The organism is Arthrobacter sp. T572, assembly GCF_056780115.1.
Genome location: NZ_JBRAZQ010000002.1, coordinates 3,982,600 through 4,001,085, shown reverse-complemented (window position 1 = coordinate 4,001,085; position 18,486 = coordinate 3,982,600). Strand labels below are relative to the sequence as shown.

The 18,486-nt window shown below is 63.8% G+C and carries 18 protein-coding genes; 11 read left to right on the top strand and 7 right to left on the bottom strand.

Annotation, left to right across the window (positions count from 1 at the left end):
- The first annotated feature begins 49 nt into the window (after nt 1–49).
- Nucleotides 50–1,684, top strand: a complete 1,635-nt coding sequence (locus ACUYMZ_RS19680) for a dihydrolipoamide acetyltransferase family protein (protein WP_481605469.1) — start codon at nt 50–52, stop codon at nt 1,682–1,684.
- 22 nt (nt 1,685–1,706) lie between these two features.
- Entirely contained in the window at nt 1,707–2,321 is a 615-nt protein-coding gene (locus tag ACUYMZ_RS19675; protein WP_481605936.1) for a phosphatase PAP2 family protein, read from the top strand.
- 43 nt (nt 2,322–2,364) lie between these two features.
- Here ACUYMZ_RS19675 and ACUYMZ_RS19670 read toward each other — a convergent pair whose 3' ends face one another.
- The 3 genes from ACUYMZ_RS19670 to ACUYMZ_RS19660 form a co-directional block, all read right to left on the bottom strand.
- Nucleotides 2,365–2,703 carry a hypothetical protein gene (locus ACUYMZ_RS19670; protein WP_481605467.1) on the bottom strand — a complete coding sequence of 113 codons (339 nt, stop codon included), beginning with the start codon at nt 2,701–2,703 and terminating at the stop codon, nt 2,365–2,367.
- A gap of 147 nt (nt 2,704–2,850) precedes the next feature.
- Complete coding sequence (locus ACUYMZ_RS19665; protein WP_426004684.1) at nt 2,851–3,279, bottom strand: universal stress protein; 429 nt, start codon at nt 3,277–3,279, stop codon at nt 2,851–2,853.
- Nucleotides 3,276–4,583, bottom strand: a complete 1,308-nt coding sequence (locus ACUYMZ_RS19660) for an aminotransferase-like domain-containing protein (RefSeq protein WP_481605465.1) — start codon at nt 4,581–4,583, stop codon at nt 3,276–3,278. The genes ACUYMZ_RS19665 and ACUYMZ_RS19660 overlap by 4 nt, the downstream gene beginning before the upstream one ends.
- 96 nt (nt 4,584–4,679) lie before the next feature.
- Between ACUYMZ_RS19660 and ACUYMZ_RS19655 the strand changes: the two genes are divergently transcribed.
- From ACUYMZ_RS19655 to ACUYMZ_RS19645, 3 genes are all read left to right on the top strand, one after another.
- Nucleotides 4,680–5,528, top strand: a complete 849-nt coding sequence (locus ACUYMZ_RS19655; RefSeq protein WP_481605463.1) for an isocitrate lyase/PEP mutase family protein — start codon at nt 4,680–4,682, stop codon at nt 5,526–5,528.
- Between the two features lie 146 nt (nt 5,529–5,674).
- Nucleotides 5,675–6,766, top strand: a complete 1,092-nt coding sequence (locus ACUYMZ_RS19650) for a hypothetical protein (RefSeq protein ID WP_481605461.1) — start codon at nt 5,675–5,677, stop codon at nt 6,764–6,766.
- Nucleotides 6,747–7,286 carry a hypothetical protein gene (locus ACUYMZ_RS19645; protein ID WP_481605459.1) on the top strand — a complete coding sequence of 180 codons (540 nt, stop codon included), beginning with the start codon at nt 6,747–6,749 and terminating at the stop codon, nt 7,284–7,286. Before ACUYMZ_RS19650 ends, ACUYMZ_RS19645 begins: the two co-directional genes overlap by 20 nt.
- A gap of 33 nt (nt 7,287–7,319) precedes the next feature.
- Here the strand turns inward: ACUYMZ_RS19645 and ACUYMZ_RS19640 are convergent, their stop codons facing one another.
- The 3 genes from ACUYMZ_RS19640 to ACUYMZ_RS19630 all read right to left on the bottom strand — a co-directional run bounded on the left by ACUYMZ_RS19640 (nt 7,320) and on the right by ACUYMZ_RS19630 (nt 9,699).
- The gene (locus ACUYMZ_RS19640; protein ID WP_481605457.1) at nt 7,320–7,940 is read right to left on the bottom strand and encodes a GNAT family N-acetyltransferase; all 621 of its coding nucleotides are present in this window, start codon (nt 7,938–7,940) and stop codon (nt 7,320–7,322) included.
- Between the two features lie 113 nt (nt 7,941–8,053).
- Nucleotides 8,054–8,956, bottom strand: a complete 903-nt coding sequence (locus tag ACUYMZ_RS19635) for a GerMN domain-containing protein (protein WP_481605455.1) — start codon at nt 8,954–8,956, stop codon at nt 8,054–8,056.
- A gap of 179 nt (nt 8,957–9,135) precedes the next feature.
- Nucleotides 9,136–9,699, bottom strand: coding sequence for an NAD(P)H-dependent oxidoreductase (locus ACUYMZ_RS19630; protein ID WP_426004675.1), 564 nt, complete (start codon nt 9,697–9,699; stop codon nt 9,136–9,138).
- A gap of 84 nt (nt 9,700–9,783) precedes the next feature.
- Here ACUYMZ_RS19630 and ACUYMZ_RS19625 point away from each other — a divergent pair, with 84 nt between their 5' ends.
- From ACUYMZ_RS19625 to ACUYMZ_RS19600, 6 genes are all read left to right on the top strand, one after another.
- A complete protein-coding gene (locus ACUYMZ_RS19625; RefSeq protein WP_481605453.1) occupies nt 9,784–10,392 on the top strand; it encodes a TetR/AcrR family transcriptional regulator in 609 nt (202 codons plus the stop codon).
- 303 nt (nt 10,393–10,695) lie between these two features.
- A complete protein-coding gene (locus tag ACUYMZ_RS19620; protein ID WP_426004673.1) occupies nt 10,696–11,679 on the top strand; it encodes an ABC transporter permease in 984 nt (327 codons plus the stop codon).
- On the top strand, nt 11,679–12,641 hold the full coding sequence (locus ACUYMZ_RS19615; protein WP_442423088.1) for an ABC transporter permease: 963 nt from the start codon (nt 11,679–11,681) through the stop codon (nt 12,639–12,641). Before ACUYMZ_RS19620 ends, ACUYMZ_RS19615 begins: the two co-directional genes overlap by 1 nt.
- Entirely contained in the window at nt 12,638–14,821 is a 2,184-nt protein-coding gene (locus ACUYMZ_RS19610) for a dipeptide ABC transporter ATP-binding protein (RefSeq protein WP_481605451.1), read from the top strand. Before ACUYMZ_RS19615 ends, ACUYMZ_RS19610 begins: the two co-directional genes overlap by 4 nt.
- A 69-nt stretch (nt 14,822–14,890) precedes the next feature.
- Nucleotides 14,891–16,618 (top strand): ABC transporter family substrate-binding protein, encoded by a 1,728-nt coding sequence (locus tag ACUYMZ_RS19605; RefSeq protein ID WP_426004668.1) that lies wholly within the window; start codon nt 14,891–14,893, stop codon nt 16,616–16,618.
- 305 nt (nt 16,619–16,923) lie between these two features.
- Nucleotides 16,924–17,982, top strand: coding sequence for a Gfo/Idh/MocA family protein (locus ACUYMZ_RS19600; RefSeq protein ID WP_481605449.1), 1,059 nt, complete (start codon nt 16,924–16,926; stop codon nt 17,980–17,982).
- Here the strand turns inward: ACUYMZ_RS19600 and ACUYMZ_RS19595 are convergent.
- A complete protein-coding gene (locus tag ACUYMZ_RS19595; RefSeq protein ID WP_481605447.1) occupies nt 17,971–18,486 on the bottom strand; it encodes a hypothetical protein in 516 nt (171 codons plus the stop codon). The genes ACUYMZ_RS19600 and ACUYMZ_RS19595 overlap by 12 nt on opposite strands.

The window sequence follows — 18,486 nt, the reverse complement described above, 5'->3', positions numbered from 1 at the left end:
GCCCTGATCCAGCCCGCTACTGCAGGGCGCACGGAAACCGAGGACCACTGTGACTGTAAAGAAATTCCACCTTCCGGACGTTGGCGAAGGCCTGACCGAAGCCGAGGTCGTGGCTTGGAAGGTCAAGCCCGGCGACACGGTCGCGATCAATGATGTCCTGTGCGAGATTGAGACGGCCAAGTCCCTCGTCGAGCTGCCTTCTCCGTTTGCGGGCACGGTAACCGAGTTGCTGGTTGACGAAGGCATCACTGTGGAAGTGGGCACGCCCATCGTGGCGGTCTCCGATAACCAGCCAGGTGAGTCCCCGGGGGTCGCCCCGGACAACACGGCCCAGCAGGCGCCAGCTGCCGACTCCGAGAAAAGCTTCACGCCGATCCACGGCACTTTGTCCGCTGACAATTCCGCGGCGCCGACCTACGGCAAGCTTCCCGCCGACTCAGGGGATGCCCTCGCCGGCGGACCCTTGGTGGGCTCCGGTCCAAAGGCCGACGCCGTGAAGCGCCGCCCGCGCAAACGTCCGGTTGCGTCGCCGGTCGCCCCGGTTCATGTCGACGAAAACGCTGAAGGGACAGTCCAGGACAACCAGGCTGTCCTCGAAGCCGAAGCAGCCCGGACGCCGGCGCCTCACCGACCGCACGGAACTCCCGCCGTCGTCCGTCCTGCGGCCCCGGCCGCTGCGACCCCCGCCGGTGCGACGGCCCCGGAAGGTGCCGCCACGGTAACCGCTCCCGTTCCCCCCGCCTTCAGGGGCGCTGCCATCAGCGGCACCATCAGCGGGCTGGTCAACAAGGTCCTGGCCAAGCCCCCGGTACGCAAGTTTGCCCGGGACCTGGGAATCGACCTGGCAGACGTCGTGGCTACCGGTGAACGTGGGGAAGTGACCCGCGAGGACCTGGTCAGCTACCAGGCGCAGCGCGACGCCGAACTGGACAAGGCAGACACCTTCTGGGGAGCTTCCAAGAAGCCGCAGGAGCAACGGATCGAGCGTGTGCCGGTCAAGGGCGTGCGGAAGGCGACGGCCAAAGCCATGGTCGATTCGGCGTTCACTGCACCGCACGTGAGCATCTTCGTGGACGTCGATGCCAGCCGCACCATGGAGTTCGTCAAGCGCCTCAAGGCCTCCCGTGATTTCGAAGGCATCAAGGTCTCCCCGCTGCTCATTCTGGCCAAAGCCGTGATTTGGGCGGCCGCCCGCAACCCCAGCGTCAACGCAACCTGGGTAGAGGACGCGGACGGCAAGGGTGGCGCAGAGATCCAGATCAAGCACTTCATGAACCTTGGGATAGCGGCCGCTACCCCGCGCGGGCTCATGGTTCCCAACATCAAGGACGCGCAGGACCTCTCGCTCAAAGAGCTTGCACTTGCCCTGAATGAGCTGGCTACCAAGGCCAGGGCCGGCAAAACCCAGCCGGCGGAGATGCAGGGCGGGAGCCTGACCATCACCAACATCGGTGCCCTGGGCATCGACACCGGGACGCCGATCATCAACCCGGGCGAGGTGGCCATCATTGCGTTTGGCACCATCAAGCAGAAGCCCTGGGTCCTGGACGGAGAGGTCATTCCGCGGTGGATCACCACGCTGGGCGGCTCCTTTGACCACCGGGTAGTGGACGGGGACCTGTCAGCCCGCTTCATGGCGGATGTCGCCGCGATTCTCGAAGAACCGGCGCTGTTGCTTGATTGATCCGCAGACGTCACCCCGGCCCCTGGCCACACCACAGCTTCTCACCGGGCCGTGGCGCACCTTCGCCCGCGGGCTGACGGAGGTTTTCCAGCCTCCGGTGGTGGTGACGCTGCTGCTGCTGATCAGCCCCGCCATCGAGCCGGGTTTCCCGGGAACTGCCTGGTTCGGGGCGTTGGCTGCCTTCTTTACCTGCGTGCTGCCCTTGGGTTATGTGCTGGTGCTGGTCAAGCTGGGTCGGATCACTGACCACCATGTCAGCGACAGGCGCCAACGGACGCCGTTGCTCCTCTTGTCCCTGGTCTCTGTTCTGGCCGGACTGGCCGTGCTCCAGTGGCTGCACGGACCCGCCAGTGTATCGGTCATGATCATTGCCTTGATCGGCGGAATAGCGGTCCTGGCAGTCGTCAGTGCCTTTTGGAAGATGAGCGGTCACGGGTCTGCCATCTCCGCCGCTGCCGTCATTGTGGTCCTGATGTTCGGACCGGCGTGGAGCCCGGTGCTGCTGCTCATCCCGGCCGTTGGCTGGTCCCGCGTGGTGTTGCGGGCCCATACCCTGGGGCAGGTCATCGCGGGATCGCTGTTCGGCGGGGGCGTCATCGCCGGGCTGTGGTGGCTGCTGCGCGGCTGGATGGTGTGATCGTGCGGGCTACTGGAAAGCCAGGCTGCGGCTGCCAGCCCGCCTAGAAGGCCGGGTAGTCGACCAGCAGCGCCTGGAGTTCCGACGTGGACATGTGGTTTGCCATCTCCACGCTGATGCCCATGGCCACGGCAGCCACGGTGAGCATGCCCACCAAGGCTACGGAGAGGAAACGCCAGTCCTTGCGGAAGATGCTGCCCATGGTTTCGGGCATTTCCAGGCTGGGGGAGATCGTGTTGGGGGCGCTGTCCCAGGAGCCGTCATCCAGCAATGCGATCACGCGGTCGTTGCCGCGATCCAAACGCATGGTGCTGATGTTGTTGCCGTGGCGGGCAAGCAGGATGTCGTGTCCGACGCGCTGGCGCGGCTGCAGAGTAAGCAAGAAAGATCCCCTGGAAGTTTAGGTGGGTGGAAGTGGCTCACGCCGTTGGGGGCATCTCAATTTTATAACGGTTCAGTTTCTCCACATGCTCTGAAGACGCAAAAAGCCGGGTGAGTCTCCCCACCCGGCTGCGTGATTCAGCTCGCTTTACGGCTGATCGGTCTTGGCGATGTACACGTCGCAAGGAGCAGTATGGGCCACGGTATTGGCGACGCTGCCAAGGACCCTGCCCAGACCCTGCATGCGGCGGTTTCCCACCACAATGAGTTTCGCGTCCAGCATCTCCGCTTCCTTGACCAACGCCTCACCGGGCTTTCCGCGTGCGGCAGAGAAGGTGACGTTCAGGCGCTCGTCGGTCAGCTGTTCGGCGACAGCCTTTGCCACGGCCTCAGCCTCCGCTGCATCGGAGACGATCCATTTGTCCGTGCCGATTTCCACGACTTCGGTCCGGTTGCTGTCGAAGGCGCTGACCACGCGCAAGGTGGCGCCAAGTCCGATGGCCAGTTGCTGCGCGGCCCTCGCAGCCCTGAGTGCCGTTTCGCTGCCGTCTACTCCTACGATCACGACGTCGGTCATGATGCTGCTCCTTTGGTGGTGGCTTGGATGGCCTCTGCCAAAACAGGGGCCAGGCGGCGGACGCCTTCGGCAATCGTATCCGGAGGCACGGCGCTGAAGGCCAGCCTGAGCTTGTTGGACGGGCCGTCCGCGGGCGTGAACGCCGCCCCGGGGATGAAGACCACGCCGTCGTCGATGGCTTTGCCCAGCAGCGGGTAGGTGTCCACTCCCTGCGGGAGAGTGACCCACACGAAGAAGCCCCCGTCGGGCCGGGTCCAGGTGACCCCGTCGGGCATGTATTCGTCGAGGGCCTTCAGCAACGCCCGGCACCGTTCTGCGTACAGTCCGCGGTAGGTTTCGATCTGGCCTTGCCAGTCGTAGTCGCGAAGGTATGCCGAGATGAGCATCTGGTTCAACGGCGGCGGACACAGCGTCACCGATTCGGAGGCCAGGTAGAACCGGCGCTGCAGATGTGCGGGAACCAGCGCCCAACCAATCCTCAGGCCCGGTGCGAAAATCTTGGAGAAGGAGCCAAGGTAGATGACGTCGTCAGGGTTGGCAGCGCGCATGGGGGCGATGGGGTGGCCGTCGAACCGCAACAGCCCGTAGGGATTGTCTTCGAGGACCAGAATATTCGCAGCGCGGCATATATCGACGATCTTCTGCCGGCGTTCCTGCGCCAGCGTGATGCCTGACGGGTTGTTGAAATTAGGGATCGTGTAAAGGAACTTGATGCTTTTGCCTGCTGCCTGGAGCTCCGCGATCCTGGCCTCAAGGACCTCAGGTACCAGACCGTCGTCGTCCATGTCGATTGGCTCCACCTCCACCTGGTAGGCCTCGAACGTGTTCAAGGCACCCACGTAAGTGGGGTTTTCCACCAGGACGACGTCTCCCGGGTTGCAGAAGACTTTGGTGGCGACATCCTGTGCTGACTGCGAACCGGCCGTGACCACGATGTTCTCCGGCGTCGCGTCGTTGATGCCTTCGGCGGCCATGATCCGGCAGATCTGCCGGCGCAACTCCTCGGTGCCCTGTCCGCCGCCGTACTGAAGCGCGGTCATGCCTTCTTCGGAGATGATCCGGGCGGCAGTCTGTCCCAGCTTCTCCAGAGGCAGAGACTGCAGGTAGGGATTTCCGCCGGCAAGGGACACGAGTCCGGGCTGCATGGAGATGTCAAAGACATCGCGTACCGCGGATTGTTTGATGTTGGCGGCCCGCGCTGAAAACAGTTCTTCATGCGGGTGCGCGGCTGTGGCGGCACGTTCGATGGCGTCGATGGCTTCAGCGGGCAGCGTGGTGCCGGCATCCAGTGTTTCGTGGGTCACAGTGACAGGATACCCCCGCTGGTTGCCAATAAGGCAACATCTGTTTCCAGACATTGGTGACTTTACGCCGATGGCGCCACGGGCTGGAATGTACCTATGACACCGCACAGAGCATTAGCAGCCAAAGCCGAACTGTTCACCAAGCTCCACGACGCGGGGCCCACGCCGCTGGTGCTCGTGAATGTTTGGGACGCGGCCTCCGCGCGAGTGGTCCAGGAGGCGGGGGCGACGGCGATCGCGACCTCAAGCTCGGCGGTTTCCTGGAGCCTGGGCTTCCGGGACGGAGACCATGTTCCCTGGGGTTTGGCCATGGCTGCGTTGGGCCGGATCGTCGGTGCCACCAAGCTCCCGGTTACCGCGGACATCGAGACCGGTTACGGCCGTACCGACGACGAACTGCGGGCAACGGTCCATGCGGTCCTGGACGCCGGGGCCGTGGGAATCAACATTGAGGACTCCGCCGAGGAGCCACTGACGGACATGGCCGAACAATCACGCCGCATCGCCCTGATCCGGGCCACGGCCGACGAACGCGGCGTCCCACTCTTCATCAATGCCAGGACGGACACATACCTCTCCGGCCACTACCCCGAAACAGCCTACGAGGAGACGCTGCTCCGCGCAGGGTCGTACCTCACCGCTGGTGCCAGCGGCATTTTCGTCCCCGGCGTCGTGGACCTGCACGTCCTCCACGAGCTGTGCAGCCATATCCAGGCTCCCGTGAACGCCCTGGCGGGAGTGGGGGCGCCGTCGCCCCTGGAACTGCACGACGCCGGAGTCCGCAGGGTCAGTATCGGCGGCAACACGGCGAAGGCTGCTTACGCCAAGGTCGCGAAGGTGGCCCACGAGATTCTGGGGGACGGCAACTGGTCCGGCCTTGCCGGAACACGCAGCCACGACGAGATGGACGCCTTGTTCGCGCACGGTCCCAAGTACTCGCTGTAACTGCCGCCACGCAAAGTACGACGGCGGCACCTGGCTTTAATGTCGGACCCCGCCGATAGCTTGGGATCAATCAGGCAGAAGGCCCGCAGGCCGGAGTCCCGCAGGCGCGGGAAGGCGGTGGAACAGGGCAAGGAAGGGGTGGCAGTATGGCCAGGCGCAGCGTCCAGTTCTGGCGCATCGACCAGCTCAACGGCTTCCCCCTCACCCGGCCGTTTCCTGCCCGCCGTGTGGCAGAGGTCCTGGCGAACGCCCGGCAGGCCGGAACGGACAGGCACTTCACCTGCGCTGACGGAACGGTCCTGCTGGCCCAGACTGCAGCCATGTCTCCGGCTCCGGTGCTTGTGCTGGACCGGGTCCGGTATTCCAACCTGCCCAGCGTCGGTGATGCCCTGGGCAGGCGGAAACCCTTGCCATTGGCGCCGGGGGACCACCTGCTGGAAACCACGTACTTCGCCTTCCTGAAGCGCAATGTCATGGCGGTGCTGACCAGCGGCAACGGCCCCAGGCCACCGCGGCTCGCTGAATACCTGGACGGAATGCTGGGACTGGACTTCGGCTTGCTTCCGGTGGTCAGGGAGGATGTGGAGGAGATCCTGGCCCGGCTCGAGGTGAGCCGCTTCGAGTTCGCCCTGCCCGCCGAGCGGCTGACGGGGAAGCTGATGGAGGGTGAGTGGGCCGATGTCCTCGACAGCGCATCACGCCTAATGACGGAAGGGACCTTCCGGCTTTCCCTCAGTGTGGGCCGCTCAGGCACCACGGAGGACAAGCAACGCATCCGGGAACGGATCCAGCGGCTGATCGACCTGTTCCGCAGGTCCGGCTCCGTGGAGCACTTCGATTACGTGGTTGCCGAGGGCAGGGACTCCGTCAATGGAGACCGTGAAATCGTTGATCTCCTCAAGGAGCGGTTTGTTTCGCACGTGGAGGTCGAGTCCGATGTCCTCAACGATCCCGCCAAGTCCACTGCCCAGGCCATCGCCATCCTCAATCGTCAGGCCAAGGACAACGAGGCCTTCTTGGCCAGGACGCTCCCGGAGGTCAGGGGCTCGGCGGAACCGGGGCTCGTCCCGGACCTGGTAGCCGGCGGAATGGCCGCTGCCCGGGAGCTGGCGGCGCGGGAGCTGGCGGCGCGGGAGGAACAGGCGGCGCGGGAGGAGCAGCCCGGAACGCCGGTCTCCGTCGGAGCTGATTCTGCGGGAAAACAAGGTGGTGCGGGTCATGAGCTTGTACGAGGTTGATATCCAACGCAGCGGCCGCCGCCGAACACTCTGGCGGTGGTTCCTGTTGCATCCCAAAGCGGACTATGTCTGGGCGCTTCTGCTGGTCCTGGTGTGGTTGGGCCTGGCGGTGCTTGCACAGCGTCCTTTGATGCTGGAGAACGTCGGTACGGACGCCCGGCGCACCCTCTTCCAGACGCTCGCCACGCTGGCAGGTGCTACTGCGGGCCTGACCCTCACGAGCGTGTCCATGCTGATCAACGTTCTGGGCAAGAAAGCCGCTCCCGGACAGCAGGAACTTCCGCTGGAAAGGCTGACCGCCACGCATCGCCGGCAGATAGGCGAGGTCTTTCTGTTCGCCATTCCCGGGTTGGGGCTTCTTCTGGTTGCCGCCCTCGCCACCGTGGTTCTGGAAGGTGACCACGCCACCGGCCTGTGGATTCCGGAAGCAGTGGTTTTCGTCATGGCTTTCGCGTCTGCTTTTGCTGTCCTTCGTATCGCCTGGGCATTGCGCCGTGTTCTGGCGATCGCCACTGCCTGATCACACGGAGGCGGACAGCGGCCGTCCAGCGGGTCAGCTGGGTTGGTCCGGGACCGCAATTCGACGACCCGCAGTGAGTTTCTCCTGGAGCGCAAGCCTGACTGTTGGCCATTCGCTCTCGATGATGGAAAAGACAACCAGATCCCGCATTGTCCCGTCGCGCCACAGATCGTGATTACGGAGTATGCCGTCCTGCTTGGCTCCCAGGCGGGCTACAGCCGCGCGTGAAACGTGGTTGTGCCAGTGCGTCCGGAATTCGACGGCTATGCAGTCCAGGGTTTCAAATGCGTACGCGAGCTGCAGAAGCTTGGCCTCGGTGTTGATACCGGTCCTCTGTGCGCTCTTGGCCAGCCACGTTGAACCAATTTCCAACCTTCTGTTGTTGGCCCGGATGTTGCAGAAGGTGGTCATTCCGCAGATCTCTCCGGTGTCATTCCGACGAGTGGTCCATGGCACCATGGTTCCCTCCGCCTGAAGGCGAAGCCTTGTGTGGATCTCGGAGAGCATTTGGTCCGGCGCTGGAATCCGGGTGAACCAGGTGGTCCACATCCGGCCGTCCTCGACTGCTGCGCACAAGCCGTCCAGATGTTCTTCAGCAAGGGGCTCAAGGGTCACGTGGATACCGGAAAGCGTCACCGGTTGAGCGAAGGTCATGGCGCTTAGCCTATGTGATGGGCGGGCGCATGGCCTCGGGTGGAGCGGGTTTATCCACAGGCCCGGAGGTCGATATTTTCCAGGCCAACTGCCTGATCACGCGGAGGCGGACCTCACCCCACACCAAGCACATCCGCCAGCGTCCGGCCGTTGATGTAGATCTCTGCCCTGGACGCGCCGCTCGCCGACACCACGGTGTGCGTCAGTTGGGCTTCGATCCGCGGAATGTCGCACACCCCGCCGGGTTGCAGCGAGCCGCCAAGATTGACCACTACCGTTGACCCGCTGACGTAGCCGGAGAGGAAACGCAGCGACGATCCGGCCAGGGAGTCGTAGAGTCCGGCATCGCTGTCCACGGGCATGCCGGCGTCCAGCAGGCGGCTGAGGGCTACGGTCAGGGGGTCGCCGGGAATCGCCGCGCCGCGCACAGGCACGAGGCTGTCATTGCAACCGAACCGGACGCCCCGGGCGCCGCCGTCGTCCACCGCCACGTAGTAGACAGCCGGTCCCAGGTCGATTGCGTCGGGTGGCAGGGCCGCAGCCCTGGCGGCTGCCGCAGCATCCGACGGCGAAAGTGCTGTGGCGGTTGGCTTCGGTGAAGGCACGACGCCGGTACCCGGCGCCGGCGGGCTGGCCGCCCCGGGCGGGCTGGTCGACCCGGACGGAACTGTGGGCTCGGACGAACCCGCGGAACCGGATGATCCGGCAGAACCTGAAGAGCCCGAACCCGTCGCAGGTGTATCAGTGGACGGGCTTCCGGGTGCTGGGGGCGCGGTGGTGGGAGATCCACCGGCAGCAGTGGGAGGCAACACCGGACCGTCATCAACGGAAGCGTCGCTGGATGGGGCTGCGCCCGACGCGCCGGATGGCGTAGCCACTGCTGCGGAGGCCGGAGTACTGGAAGCGGCCGGGCTCCTCGAACCTTCGGGGGCCGTGCAGCCAGCCACCCACAAAGCCACCATGAGGCAGGCAGCCGCGATCGCCGTCGTACTTTCCGATCCCCGCCCGGCACGCATGACAGCCCCACGCTCCTGTCCGTCCACCCGTAGTTCAACGTTAGGCCGATGCCGGCGGCAGGAACATGCCGCTTCGGTGACGGTTAGGACAAGACTTGGTCACGCCGCGAGCGGACACGGCAGCGCCCCCGGTCCGCAAGGGGCAAGCAAGCGGAACGGGGGCGCTGGGGGTGCAACGGCTAGGCTGCGGCTTCTTCCTGAACGGCCGTCAGGGGCTCGAAGATGCCCTTGATCTGCTCAACGACCTCTGCGTCGTCCTTCGGGTGCAGTTCAGCGAAGCGGACCATGGAACCGGGAACGGCCAGCTTGACGTCCTCCAGGACCTTGGCGCCGGCAATGCCAACGGCCTTGCGGGCTTCGTCCTGCGCCCAGACTCCGCCGTACTGGCCAAAAGCGGTTCCGACGACGGCGGTCGGCTTGCCTGCCAGGGCGCCGGCGCCGAAGGGGCGGGACAGCCAGTCGATGGCGTTCTTCAGGGAGGCGGGCACGGTGCCGTTGTGCTCGGGGGTGACCAGGAGGATGGTGTCTGCCTTGGAAGCGGCGTCGCGGAGGGCTGCGGCCTCGGCGGGGATCTGGCCCTCCACGTCGATGTCCTCGTTGTAGAACGGGATGTTGCCCAGGGACTCGTGGATCTGGACTTCGACGCCTTCAGGGGCGTTGAGCTGGATGGCTTCAGCCAGCTTCTTGTTGTGGGAATCGGCGCGGAGGCTGCCGACGAGGGTGAGGACGGTGCTGCTGGACATGATGTCTCCTTTGGAAGTTGGGGCCTTCACCGATACTAAACGGACTGCGGTCCGCTTTCTATTCCCGGGTCTAGAATATTTCTTGTGAGCTCGATCCCACTCCAGCCGGAAGTGCCCTTCGGGCCGCCGCACGAGCGCAGTGATGCTGCCCGGAACCGTGAGCGGCTGCTATGTGCTGCCCGGGAGCTGGTGGAGGAGTTCGGCGCAGAAGCACTCACCATGGATGCGCTGGCCTGCAAGGCCAAGGTGGGCAAGGGGACCGTGTTCCGGCGTTTCGGCAGCCGTGCGGGGCTGATGATGACACTGCTGAGCGACTCCGAATCCGAGTTCCAGCGTGGCTTCATGTTTGGGCCGCCGCCCCTGGGCCCCGGTGCGCCTCCAGCGGACCGGTTGGTGGCCTTCGGGGAAGGCCGGATCTACTTCGTCCTGGAGTACGGCGACCTGTGGAAGGCGGCGGGCGCTTCTACGCGGAACCGTTTTGAGGTGCCGGCCACGCTTCTGGCGCATCGACATATCGAGGTCCTGCTGCGCGAAGCCGGCATCGCGGATCCTTGGGTGATGGCGATGACGCTGATTTCCGCACTGGACCCCGAACGGATCGTGAACGACGTCCGGGTGCACGGCGTCTCACCCACCCGGCTTACTGATTCCTGGCGCGACCTCGTCGGCAGGCTGTTGGGCAGCGTCCGCTAGCTTGCCCGGTTGTTGCGGCGGTGACCTGCGCGCCTAAGTAGCTCCGGCGTCGTAAATATGACGCAGTCTGCACATAACAATCTGGCTGCAGGCGTGAAACTGGACTCGTTGAAGCAAAACGTGAAGCAGTTATTGTGGTAGTTTCCTCTTGAATGTGACCCATGCCATATCAGGCCGGTGATCACTGAAGGGGTTTGGGGGTACAAGTTCCCCTGCGCCAATTCGTTGCTGACACCGGCCACAGCCGGGAACCGCGGAAGGACGACCATTGAGCTTTGCCAAGATCGAGGGCAGCCGCCCGACATGCTGAAATACCTTGCAAAGCGATCGGGCATCTACCTGATCATGATCTTCCTGACCACCAGTGCGGGCTACTTCCTGGCCGTAACATCCCTCAAACCGGCATTGCTGGAGCAGGAAAAGATTCCCCGGCCAACACCGGAACAGGTGGCAGCGTCCTTCCGGGGACTCGGACTGGATCCTGAAAAGAACGCCTGGGAGCGGTACGTCGAATGGCTCGGCGGGATCATCACCCGTTGGGACTGGGGCCGCAGCCCCAACGGCGCGTACGTCAACGCCGAATTCGCCGACCGCGTGATGGTCTCAACGCGGCTGTTCATCGCCTCGATCATCCTGACCCTGATCATCGGCGTGGCCTTGGGCGTGTACTCAGCTGCGCGCCAGTACAAGTACCAGGACCGTGTCATCACGTCCTACAGCTACCTGGTCCACATCCTTCCCGCCCCCATCGCCTACTTCCTGGTTCAGTTGGGCGCCATCAGCATCAATGAGACGGTCGGCGAACGGATCTTCTTCGTCACCGGAATTTCGACGCCGGGAATCGACCCGGGCTGGCCGGCTTTCGTCGACCTTGTGGCCCACTACGCCGTGCCCACCTTCGCGATGACCATCTTCGGTTGGGCGGGCTACCAGATCGCCCAACGGCAATACCTCCTGGACAACGTGAACGCGGACTTCGTCCGCACAGCCCGCGCCAAGGGCCTGACGCGCAACCAGGCCATCCGGCGCCACGCACTCAGGGTCTCCTTCATCCCCGTTGCGCAGAGCATAGCCTTCACCATTCCAGCGATCTTCACGGGCGGCTTCTTCGCCGAAGCGATTTTCGCCTGGCCCGGCATCGGGCTGTGGAGCATCCAGGCAATCGGGCTCCAGGACGTCAACGTCGCCACAGCCACGCTGGCCTATGGTTCGGTGATCTTCGCCATCGGTGCCATCCTGGCCGACTTCGCCACCACGCTGGTTGATCCGCGAGTGAGGGTCCAGTAATGACCAACATCATCGATCCCATCGCCGAAATCGACGAGTCACGTGTCTCGGACCAGGACGTCGTGATCGGGAAATCCCGCATCATCTTCCGGCGCTTCATGCGCAACAAGACCGCCGTCGCCGGACTCATCATCTTCCTGGCGCTGTTTCTCTTCTCCCTCTTCGGCGGCTTCCTGACGCCGTGGGACAAAGACACCATCGACCCCCTCAACATCGGCATGGGACCGTCCCCGGAGCATTTCTTTGGCACCACGCAGGCCGGGATCGACCTCTTCTCGCTGATCGTCGAGGGCACCCGCATTTCGATCTTCATCGGCCTGATCGTGGGTGGCATTTCGGTCCTCATCTCCGCCGTGTACGGCTGCACCATGGCGTTCTTCGGCGGCAAGGTGGATGCCACCATGCTGTTCATCCTCGAGGCCCTCATCATGATGCCGGCCATCCTGGTGGTGGCCGTGGCAACCAGCGGCGGCGGGGGACTCAAGGACCTGCCCAGCTGGCTTCTGCTGATCATCGTGCTGCTGTTCTTCAGCTGGATGGGCACGGCCCGCCTGGTGCGCTCGCTGTCCATGTCCCTCATGCAGCGCGACTACGTCAAAGCCGCAAAGTACATGGGCGTCCCGTCCCGCAGGATCGTGTGGCGGCACCTCGTACCGAACATCGGTTCCTTGCTGGTCCTCGACTTCACGCGCGGCATCACCGGCGCGGTCCTGGCCGAGGTGGCATTCTCCTTCATCGGTATAGGCATCAAGCTCCCCGACGTGAGCCTGGGTGTCCTGATCGGCCAGGCCACCGGCCAGGTGTCCTCGTTCCCGTGGATGTTCTGGGTTCCGCTGATTGTCATGTTCCTCCTGACCGGCTCACTGGCCATGATGAACGACGGCCTCCGTGACGCCTTCGACCCCAGCTCCAGTTCCATTGGCCGCGCAAAGTCAAAGACCGCAAAGAAGACCAGCAAATGAGTACCAACATCTCCCAGTCGGCCAGCTCCCCGGCACCAGCCGAGCGACTCCGCGACGCCGGGCTCTACGCCCCGGGCGACGCCGTCCTGAGCGTCCGCGACCTCAACGTCCGTTTCAACTCCGAAAACGGCGTGGTCCACGCTGTCCGCGGCGTCGATTTCGACCTCATGCCCGGAAAAACCCTGGGCATCGTCGGTGAATCCGGTTCCGGCAAGTCCGTCACGTCCATGGCCATCATGGGCCTGCTCCCGGAAACCGCAGACATCACCGGCTCGGTGCGCTTCAAAGGCAAGGAACTCCTGGGCCTCAGCGACAAAGCCATGTGCAAGCACCGCGGCAACGATATCGCGATGGTGTTCCAGGACCCGCTGTCCTCCCTGACCCCCGTGTACACCATCGGAAACCAGATCACGGAGGCGCTCACGGTGCACAACCCCACCATGAGCAAACAAGCCAAAGAAGCCCGCGCCGTCGAACTTTTGCGGATGGTTGGCATCCCGAGCCCGAAGGACCGGCTCAAAGCCTTCCCGCACGAATTTTCCGGCGGCATGCGCCAGCGCGTCATGATCGCCATTGCGATCGCCAACGATCCGCGGGTGCTGATCGCCGATGAACCCACGACGGCGTTGGACGTCACCATCCAGGCGCAGGTGCTGGAAGTCCTGCACACGGCGCAGGAGGAAACCGGTGCTGCGGTAGTCATGATTACGCACGACCTCGGCGTCGTGGCGGGCATGGCCGACGACATCATGGTCATGTACGCGGGCAAGCCTGTGGAAACCGGGACTGTGGAGGACATCTATTACAGCCCCCGCATGCCGTACACGCTGGGACTGTTGGGAGCGGTTCCCCGGGTGGATACGTCCACCAAGCAGTCGCTGGTTCCGATCGAGGGAACGCCGCCCAACCTCACCCTGCCCGTGACCGGCTGCTCCTTTGCGCCGCGGTGCCCGTTGGCCAGCCAGGAGTGCCTCGATGGTGAGCCCACACTGTGGCCGGTTACCGCTCCGGACGGCTCCGCCGTCGCCGGTCATCACGCCGCATGCATCAAGTCGGACAAACTGTCCGGCGACGCTGACGCGCACGAGATCTTCCACGCGCCGCCCCAGCCGGTGTCAAAGTTCGACGGCGTCACCCGCCTCGAGCGCCAGAAGGTCCTGGAACTCAAGGACGTCAAGAAGCACTTCCCGCTCCTCAAGGGGGCCCTCATCAAGCGGAGGATCGGCACGGTCAAGGCCGTGGACGGGCTGAGCTTCGACATCCGCGAGGGCGAGTGCCTGTCGATCGTGGGCGAGTCCGGTTGCGGCAAGACCACCACCCTGCTGGAAATCATGGAATTCCACCCGGACCAGGTGGGTGAAGTGGTGATCGGCGGGGTCAGCAACAAAGCTGCCACGGACAACAAGACAAAGCTGGCCATGCGCAAGGAAATGCAGATGGTCTTCCAGGACCCAACGGGTGCCCTGGACCCGCGGTTCACGGTGTACGAGGTTCTGGCCGAGCCGCTGGAGAACCTTGGCATGCCCAAGGCGGCCATCCGGAAGCGCATCATGGAGCTTATGCGGCTGGTGGGGCTTCAGCCTGACCACGTCAACCGCTTCCCCAACCAGTTCTCCGGCGGCCAGCGGCAACGCATCGGCATCGCCCGGGCGCTTGCCGTCAACCCCAAGCTCGTAGTGCTGGACGAACCCGTTTCCGCCTTGGACGTCTCCGTCCAGGCAGGAGTCATCAACCTCCTGGACCAGCTCCGCGCCGAACTCGGGCTGAGCTACTTGATGGTGGCCCACGACCTCTCCGTGGTTCGTCACATTTCCGACCGTGTAGCGGTCATGTACCTGGGCAAGATCGTGGAAACCGGACATGTCGATGACGTGTTCGATAACCCCCGCCACCCCTACACCAGGGCGCTGCTGTCCGCGATCCCCGTGCCGGATCCCCGCCTTGAGCGAACGCGGGAACGCATCATCCTTCAGGGAGACCTTCCGAGCCCGTTGGATGCTCCCAAAGGCTGTAACTTCGCGACTCGTTGCCCTGTCTTCGCCGCGCTTCCCCCTGCCAAGCAGGAGAAGTGCCTTAATCTGGAGCCGCCCCTGGCTTCGGAAGCGGATCAGCGTCAGGAATTTGCATGCTTCTTCCCTGACGGAGAGATTGATGCCGACATGCTGGTGGTGTATGCCTGACGACACATGACTCAACTGAACCCTGTATTCAACTCGCAAAATCCTGTCGTAAAAAATGAAGGGTAAACCATGAAGAAGTACACGACGATTGGCGGCGTAGCAGTTGCAGCTGCACTGATGCTGACCGCTTGCGGCGGGGGAACGCCGTCGGGTCCTGCCTCCCAGAAGGCAGAAGAAAGTGGCGGCGACATCAGCAAGCTGATCAGCGTCAACGCCAAGGAAGCAAAAGACTTGGAGCAGGGCGGCACTGTCACCCTGGCTGTGGGCAGCATCGGCCCGGACTTCAATGGTTTCTCCAATGTGGGCAACAGCGCCGACACCTCGGCCCTGATGACCCCGGTAAACGTCGCCTCCATCAACAGTGGCGGAATCGGCGGCTGCTGGAAGCTCGACTTCGACGGCAAGGCCGAGCCGAACAAGGACTTCTGCGAAGAGGTCAAGAGCGAAGTCAAGGATGGCAAGCAGACCATCACCATCAAGGTGAACGACAAGGCGACCTGGAACGACGGAACGCCGATCGACGTCAAGACGTTCGAGAACACCTGGAACATGCTCAAGGGCGAGGATACGTCCATCGATATCGTTTCCGCGGGTGCTTACGCGTTCGTTGATTCGGTCAAGGCCGGCGCCAATGACAAGGAAGTCATCGTCACCACCACCCAGCCGGTCTTCCCGCTGGAAGGCCTGTTCTTTGGCCTGATCCACCCCGCAGTGAACACCCCGGATATCTTCAACAAGGGCTTCGCGGGTGACATGCACCCCGAATGGATGGCTGGTCCGTTCAAGATCGACAACTACGACACCACCGCCAAGACGGTCACCATGGTTCCCAACGACAAGTGGTGGGGCCAGAAGCCGGTTCTGGAAAAGATCGTGTGGCGGCAGATGGAGCCCAGCGCAACGATCGCCGCGTTCAAGAACGGCGAAATTGATGCAGCCAACGGCCGCACCCTGGGCCGCTACAAGCAGCTCGAAGGCACCAAGGACGCCGACATCCGGCGTGGCCAGCGCCTGTTCGCCGGTGGCCTCAACCTGAACGCCAAGCGCCCGGCCCTGACCGACGTGGCCGTGCGCAAGGCGATCTTCACCGCCGTCGACCGCAAAGCCATCCGCGATGTCCGCTTCAACGGTCTGAACTGGTCCGAAGAGAGCTCGGGCTCAATGATGCTCATGCCGTTCTCCGAGTACTACCAGGACAACTACCCCGTCAAGGAATCGGGCGCCGAGGCAGCCAAGAAGGTCCTGACCGACGCCGGCTACACCGCCAATGACAAGGGCATCATGGCCAAGGACGGCGTTCCGGTTGCCTTCAAGATCACCAACTTCGGTGACGATCCCACCACGGCTGCCACCTCCCAGACCCTGCAGAAGCAGCTCCAGGCCGCCGGCATGGACGTGTCCATCGACCAGCGCGGTGACGCCGACTTCGGCAAGGTTGTTGGTACCCGCGACTTCGATGTGACCATTTCCGGCTACACCGTGGGTCCGGACGCCACGGACGCGGTCAAGCAGTACTACGACTCCGCAACCAACGAGAACGGCCTGGGCGACGCTGAGCTCGACGCCGAAATCAAGCGCCTGGCAACCATCGCCGATGACGCTGAGCGCAACAAGGCCGCCATGGAGGTCGAGAAGAAGCACATGGAGAAGTACTTCTCCATGGGTACCGTCCTGAACGGTCCGGAAATCCAGTTCGTCCGGACCGGCCTGGCCAACTACGGGCCGTCGCTGTTCAAGAGCCTGTCCAACGTTCCTGACTGGACCACCATCGGTTGGGAAAAGGGCGCCAAGAAGTAACGCCCGCAGCCTGATTCAAAGAAGGCCGGGACTCCCCGCGACCCATGGTTGATGCCAAGGTCCGCGGAAGGAGCCCCGGCCTTCCCCTTCCCGATCCTCTATCACCAAAACATCCCTTTCGCCCGATCCTCTCTCACCAAAACATCCCTTTCGCCCGATCCTCTCTCACCAAAACATCCCTTTCGCCCGATCCTCTATCGCTTTCCTCAGGGGAGTGAGAGAGCATCGGTGTATTCCGGGGGATAGGTGAGAGAGCATCGGGGCAGAAGGGGCGTTAGGTGAGAGAGCATCGGTAGCCTAGGCACATGACTTCCTCGAGGATCCGTACTGCCGTTGCGGGCTTTGGTCTGTCCGGCAGCGTCTTCCATGCGCCGTTCATCGCCGCCAACCCTGCCTATGACCTGGCCATCATTGCCACGTCGGACCCCGACCGGCAGGCCAAGGCCGCGGCCACCTACCCCCAGGCAACGATCGTCAACACCCCGCAGGACATCCTGGCCCACGCGGACCAGCTTGACCTGGTGGTCCTTGGCACGCCGCCCGCAACCCACTACCCGCTTGCGAAAGCGGCGCTGGAAGCCGGGCTCGACGTCGTCGTCGATAAGCCTTTCGTGGTCCACAGCGCGGACGGCGGGGAACTGATCGAACTCGCCGCGCGGCTTGGCCGCGTGCTCACCGTGTACCAAAACCGCCGCTGGGACGGTGACGCCCTCACCGTGAAGAAATTGCTCGACGCCGGGGCGCTGGGTACCGTGACCCGGTTCGAGTCCGGCATGGAACGGTGGGCGCCGGACATCGCCAAAGCATGGAAAGCCGGTGCCGCGGTGGACGACGGCGGTGGCGTCCTTTTCGATCTAGGCTCGCATGTGCTGGACCTTGCCCTCCGGTTCTTCGGGCCGGCGCAGGTCACGTACGCGGAGATCGCTGCCCGCCGACCCCAGGAACGCGCAGATGACGATGTCTTCATCGCCCTCAGCCATGACTCCGGCGTGGTGAGCCACGTGCGCCTGAACCTCACCAGCCATCTCCACGGACCCCGGTTCCGGGTGCTGGGCACCCACGGCGGCTTCGTGAAGTACGGCGTGGACCCGCAGGAGCCGTTTGTCCTGGGAGGTGGGCTGCCCACGAATCCGCAGTACGGCGTCGAGCCTTCCGAAAACCATGGCACTCTGGAAGCCGACGGGCGCCGCAGAACTGTTCCCACAGAACGCGGCGCCTACCCGGAGTTCTACCGTCTCCTCGGGGAAAAAATCAACGACGGCGGTACAGCCTCCGCGCTTCCGGCACCGGTGGATCCGGCGGACTCAGTGGCGGTGCTCCGGCTCATCGAGGAGGCAAGGGCCAAGGCATCGTCAGCGGGCTGAGGGCTTGTGCCCCACCGCTGTTTGCGAGGGTGCGGCGCTAACCTCTGCGCTGGCCACCAACGAATAGATGGCCTTTTTGTGGTCGTCTTCCTGGAAGCGGCAGCTACCCGTGAGTTGAACGACGTCGGCGGCAACGCCTTGGTCCACCACTGTGACCGCTGTGAACTGCGTCAGGGATCCGGCCTCCGGATGTGTGTACCGGGCTTCCCGCACATGCCACTGACGGCCATTGATCACGGCGGGTTCAGTACCGAGCAGAACAGCATCCGGCAAGGTGGCCATGAAGGCATCCACGGAGGCAGCAATGTCCTGCAGCTGATAGCCGGGGGTGCGCCGGGACACGGAGATCACCACGTTCGCCGTGTATTCGCCGTCGATGACCGGGCCCTTCAGCGCACCGAGGGCATCCGGGACCACATCCGGCGTCCACTCTGCAGGGGGAGTGAGGGAGATGGCGGGGTAGGCAGGGAACGTAGCGGACGGAAACACTTGCTGCGAGGTCAT

Coding starts and splice junctions, on each gene's coding strand:
- ACUYMZ_RS19605 (WP_426004668.1), top strand. CDS start 14,891: ATGAAGAAGTACACGACGATTGGCGGCGTAGCAGTTGCAGCTGCACTG.
- ACUYMZ_RS19655 (WP_481605463.1), top strand. CDS start 4,680: ATGACACCGCACAGAGCATTAGCAGCCAAAGCCGAACTGTTCACCAAG.
- ACUYMZ_RS19645 (WP_481605459.1), top strand. CDS start 6,747: ATGAGCTTGTACGAGGTTGATATCCAACGCAGCGGCCGCCGCCGAACA.
- ACUYMZ_RS19595 (WP_481605447.1), bottom strand. CDS start 18,486: ATGACCTCGCAGCAAGTGTTTCCGTCCGCTACGTTCCCTGCCTACCCC.
- ACUYMZ_RS19600 (WP_481605449.1), top strand. CDS start 16,924: ATGACTTCCTCGAGGATCCGTACTGCCGTTGCGGGCTTTGGTCTGTCC.
- ACUYMZ_RS19640 (WP_481605457.1), bottom strand. CDS start 7,940: ATGACCTTCGCTCAACCGGTGACGCTTTCCGGTATCCACGTGACCCTT.
- ACUYMZ_RS19635 (WP_481605455.1), bottom strand. CDS start 8,956: ATGCGTGCCGGGCGGGGATCGGAAAGTACGACGGCGATCGCGGCTGCC.
- ACUYMZ_RS19610 (WP_481605451.1), top strand. CDS start 12,638: ATGAGTACCAACATCTCCCAGTCGGCCAGCTCCCCGGCACCAGCCGAG.
- ACUYMZ_RS19620 (WP_426004673.1), top strand. CDS start 10,696: ATGCTGAAATACCTTGCAAAGCGATCGGGCATCTACCTGATCATGATC.
- ACUYMZ_RS19630 (WP_426004675.1), bottom strand. CDS start 9,699: ATGTCCAGCAGCACCGTCCTCACCCTCGTCGGCAGCCTCCGCGCCGAT.
- ACUYMZ_RS19650 (WP_481605461.1), top strand. CDS start 5,675: ATGGCCAGGCGCAGCGTCCAGTTCTGGCGCATCGACCAGCTCAACGGC.
- ACUYMZ_RS19665 (WP_426004684.1), bottom strand. CDS start 3,279: ATGACCGACGTCGTGATCGTAGGAGTAGACGGCAGCGAAACGGCACTC.
- ACUYMZ_RS19615 (WP_442423088.1), top strand. CDS start 11,679: ATGACCAACATCATCGATCCCATCGCCGAAATCGACGAGTCACGTGTC.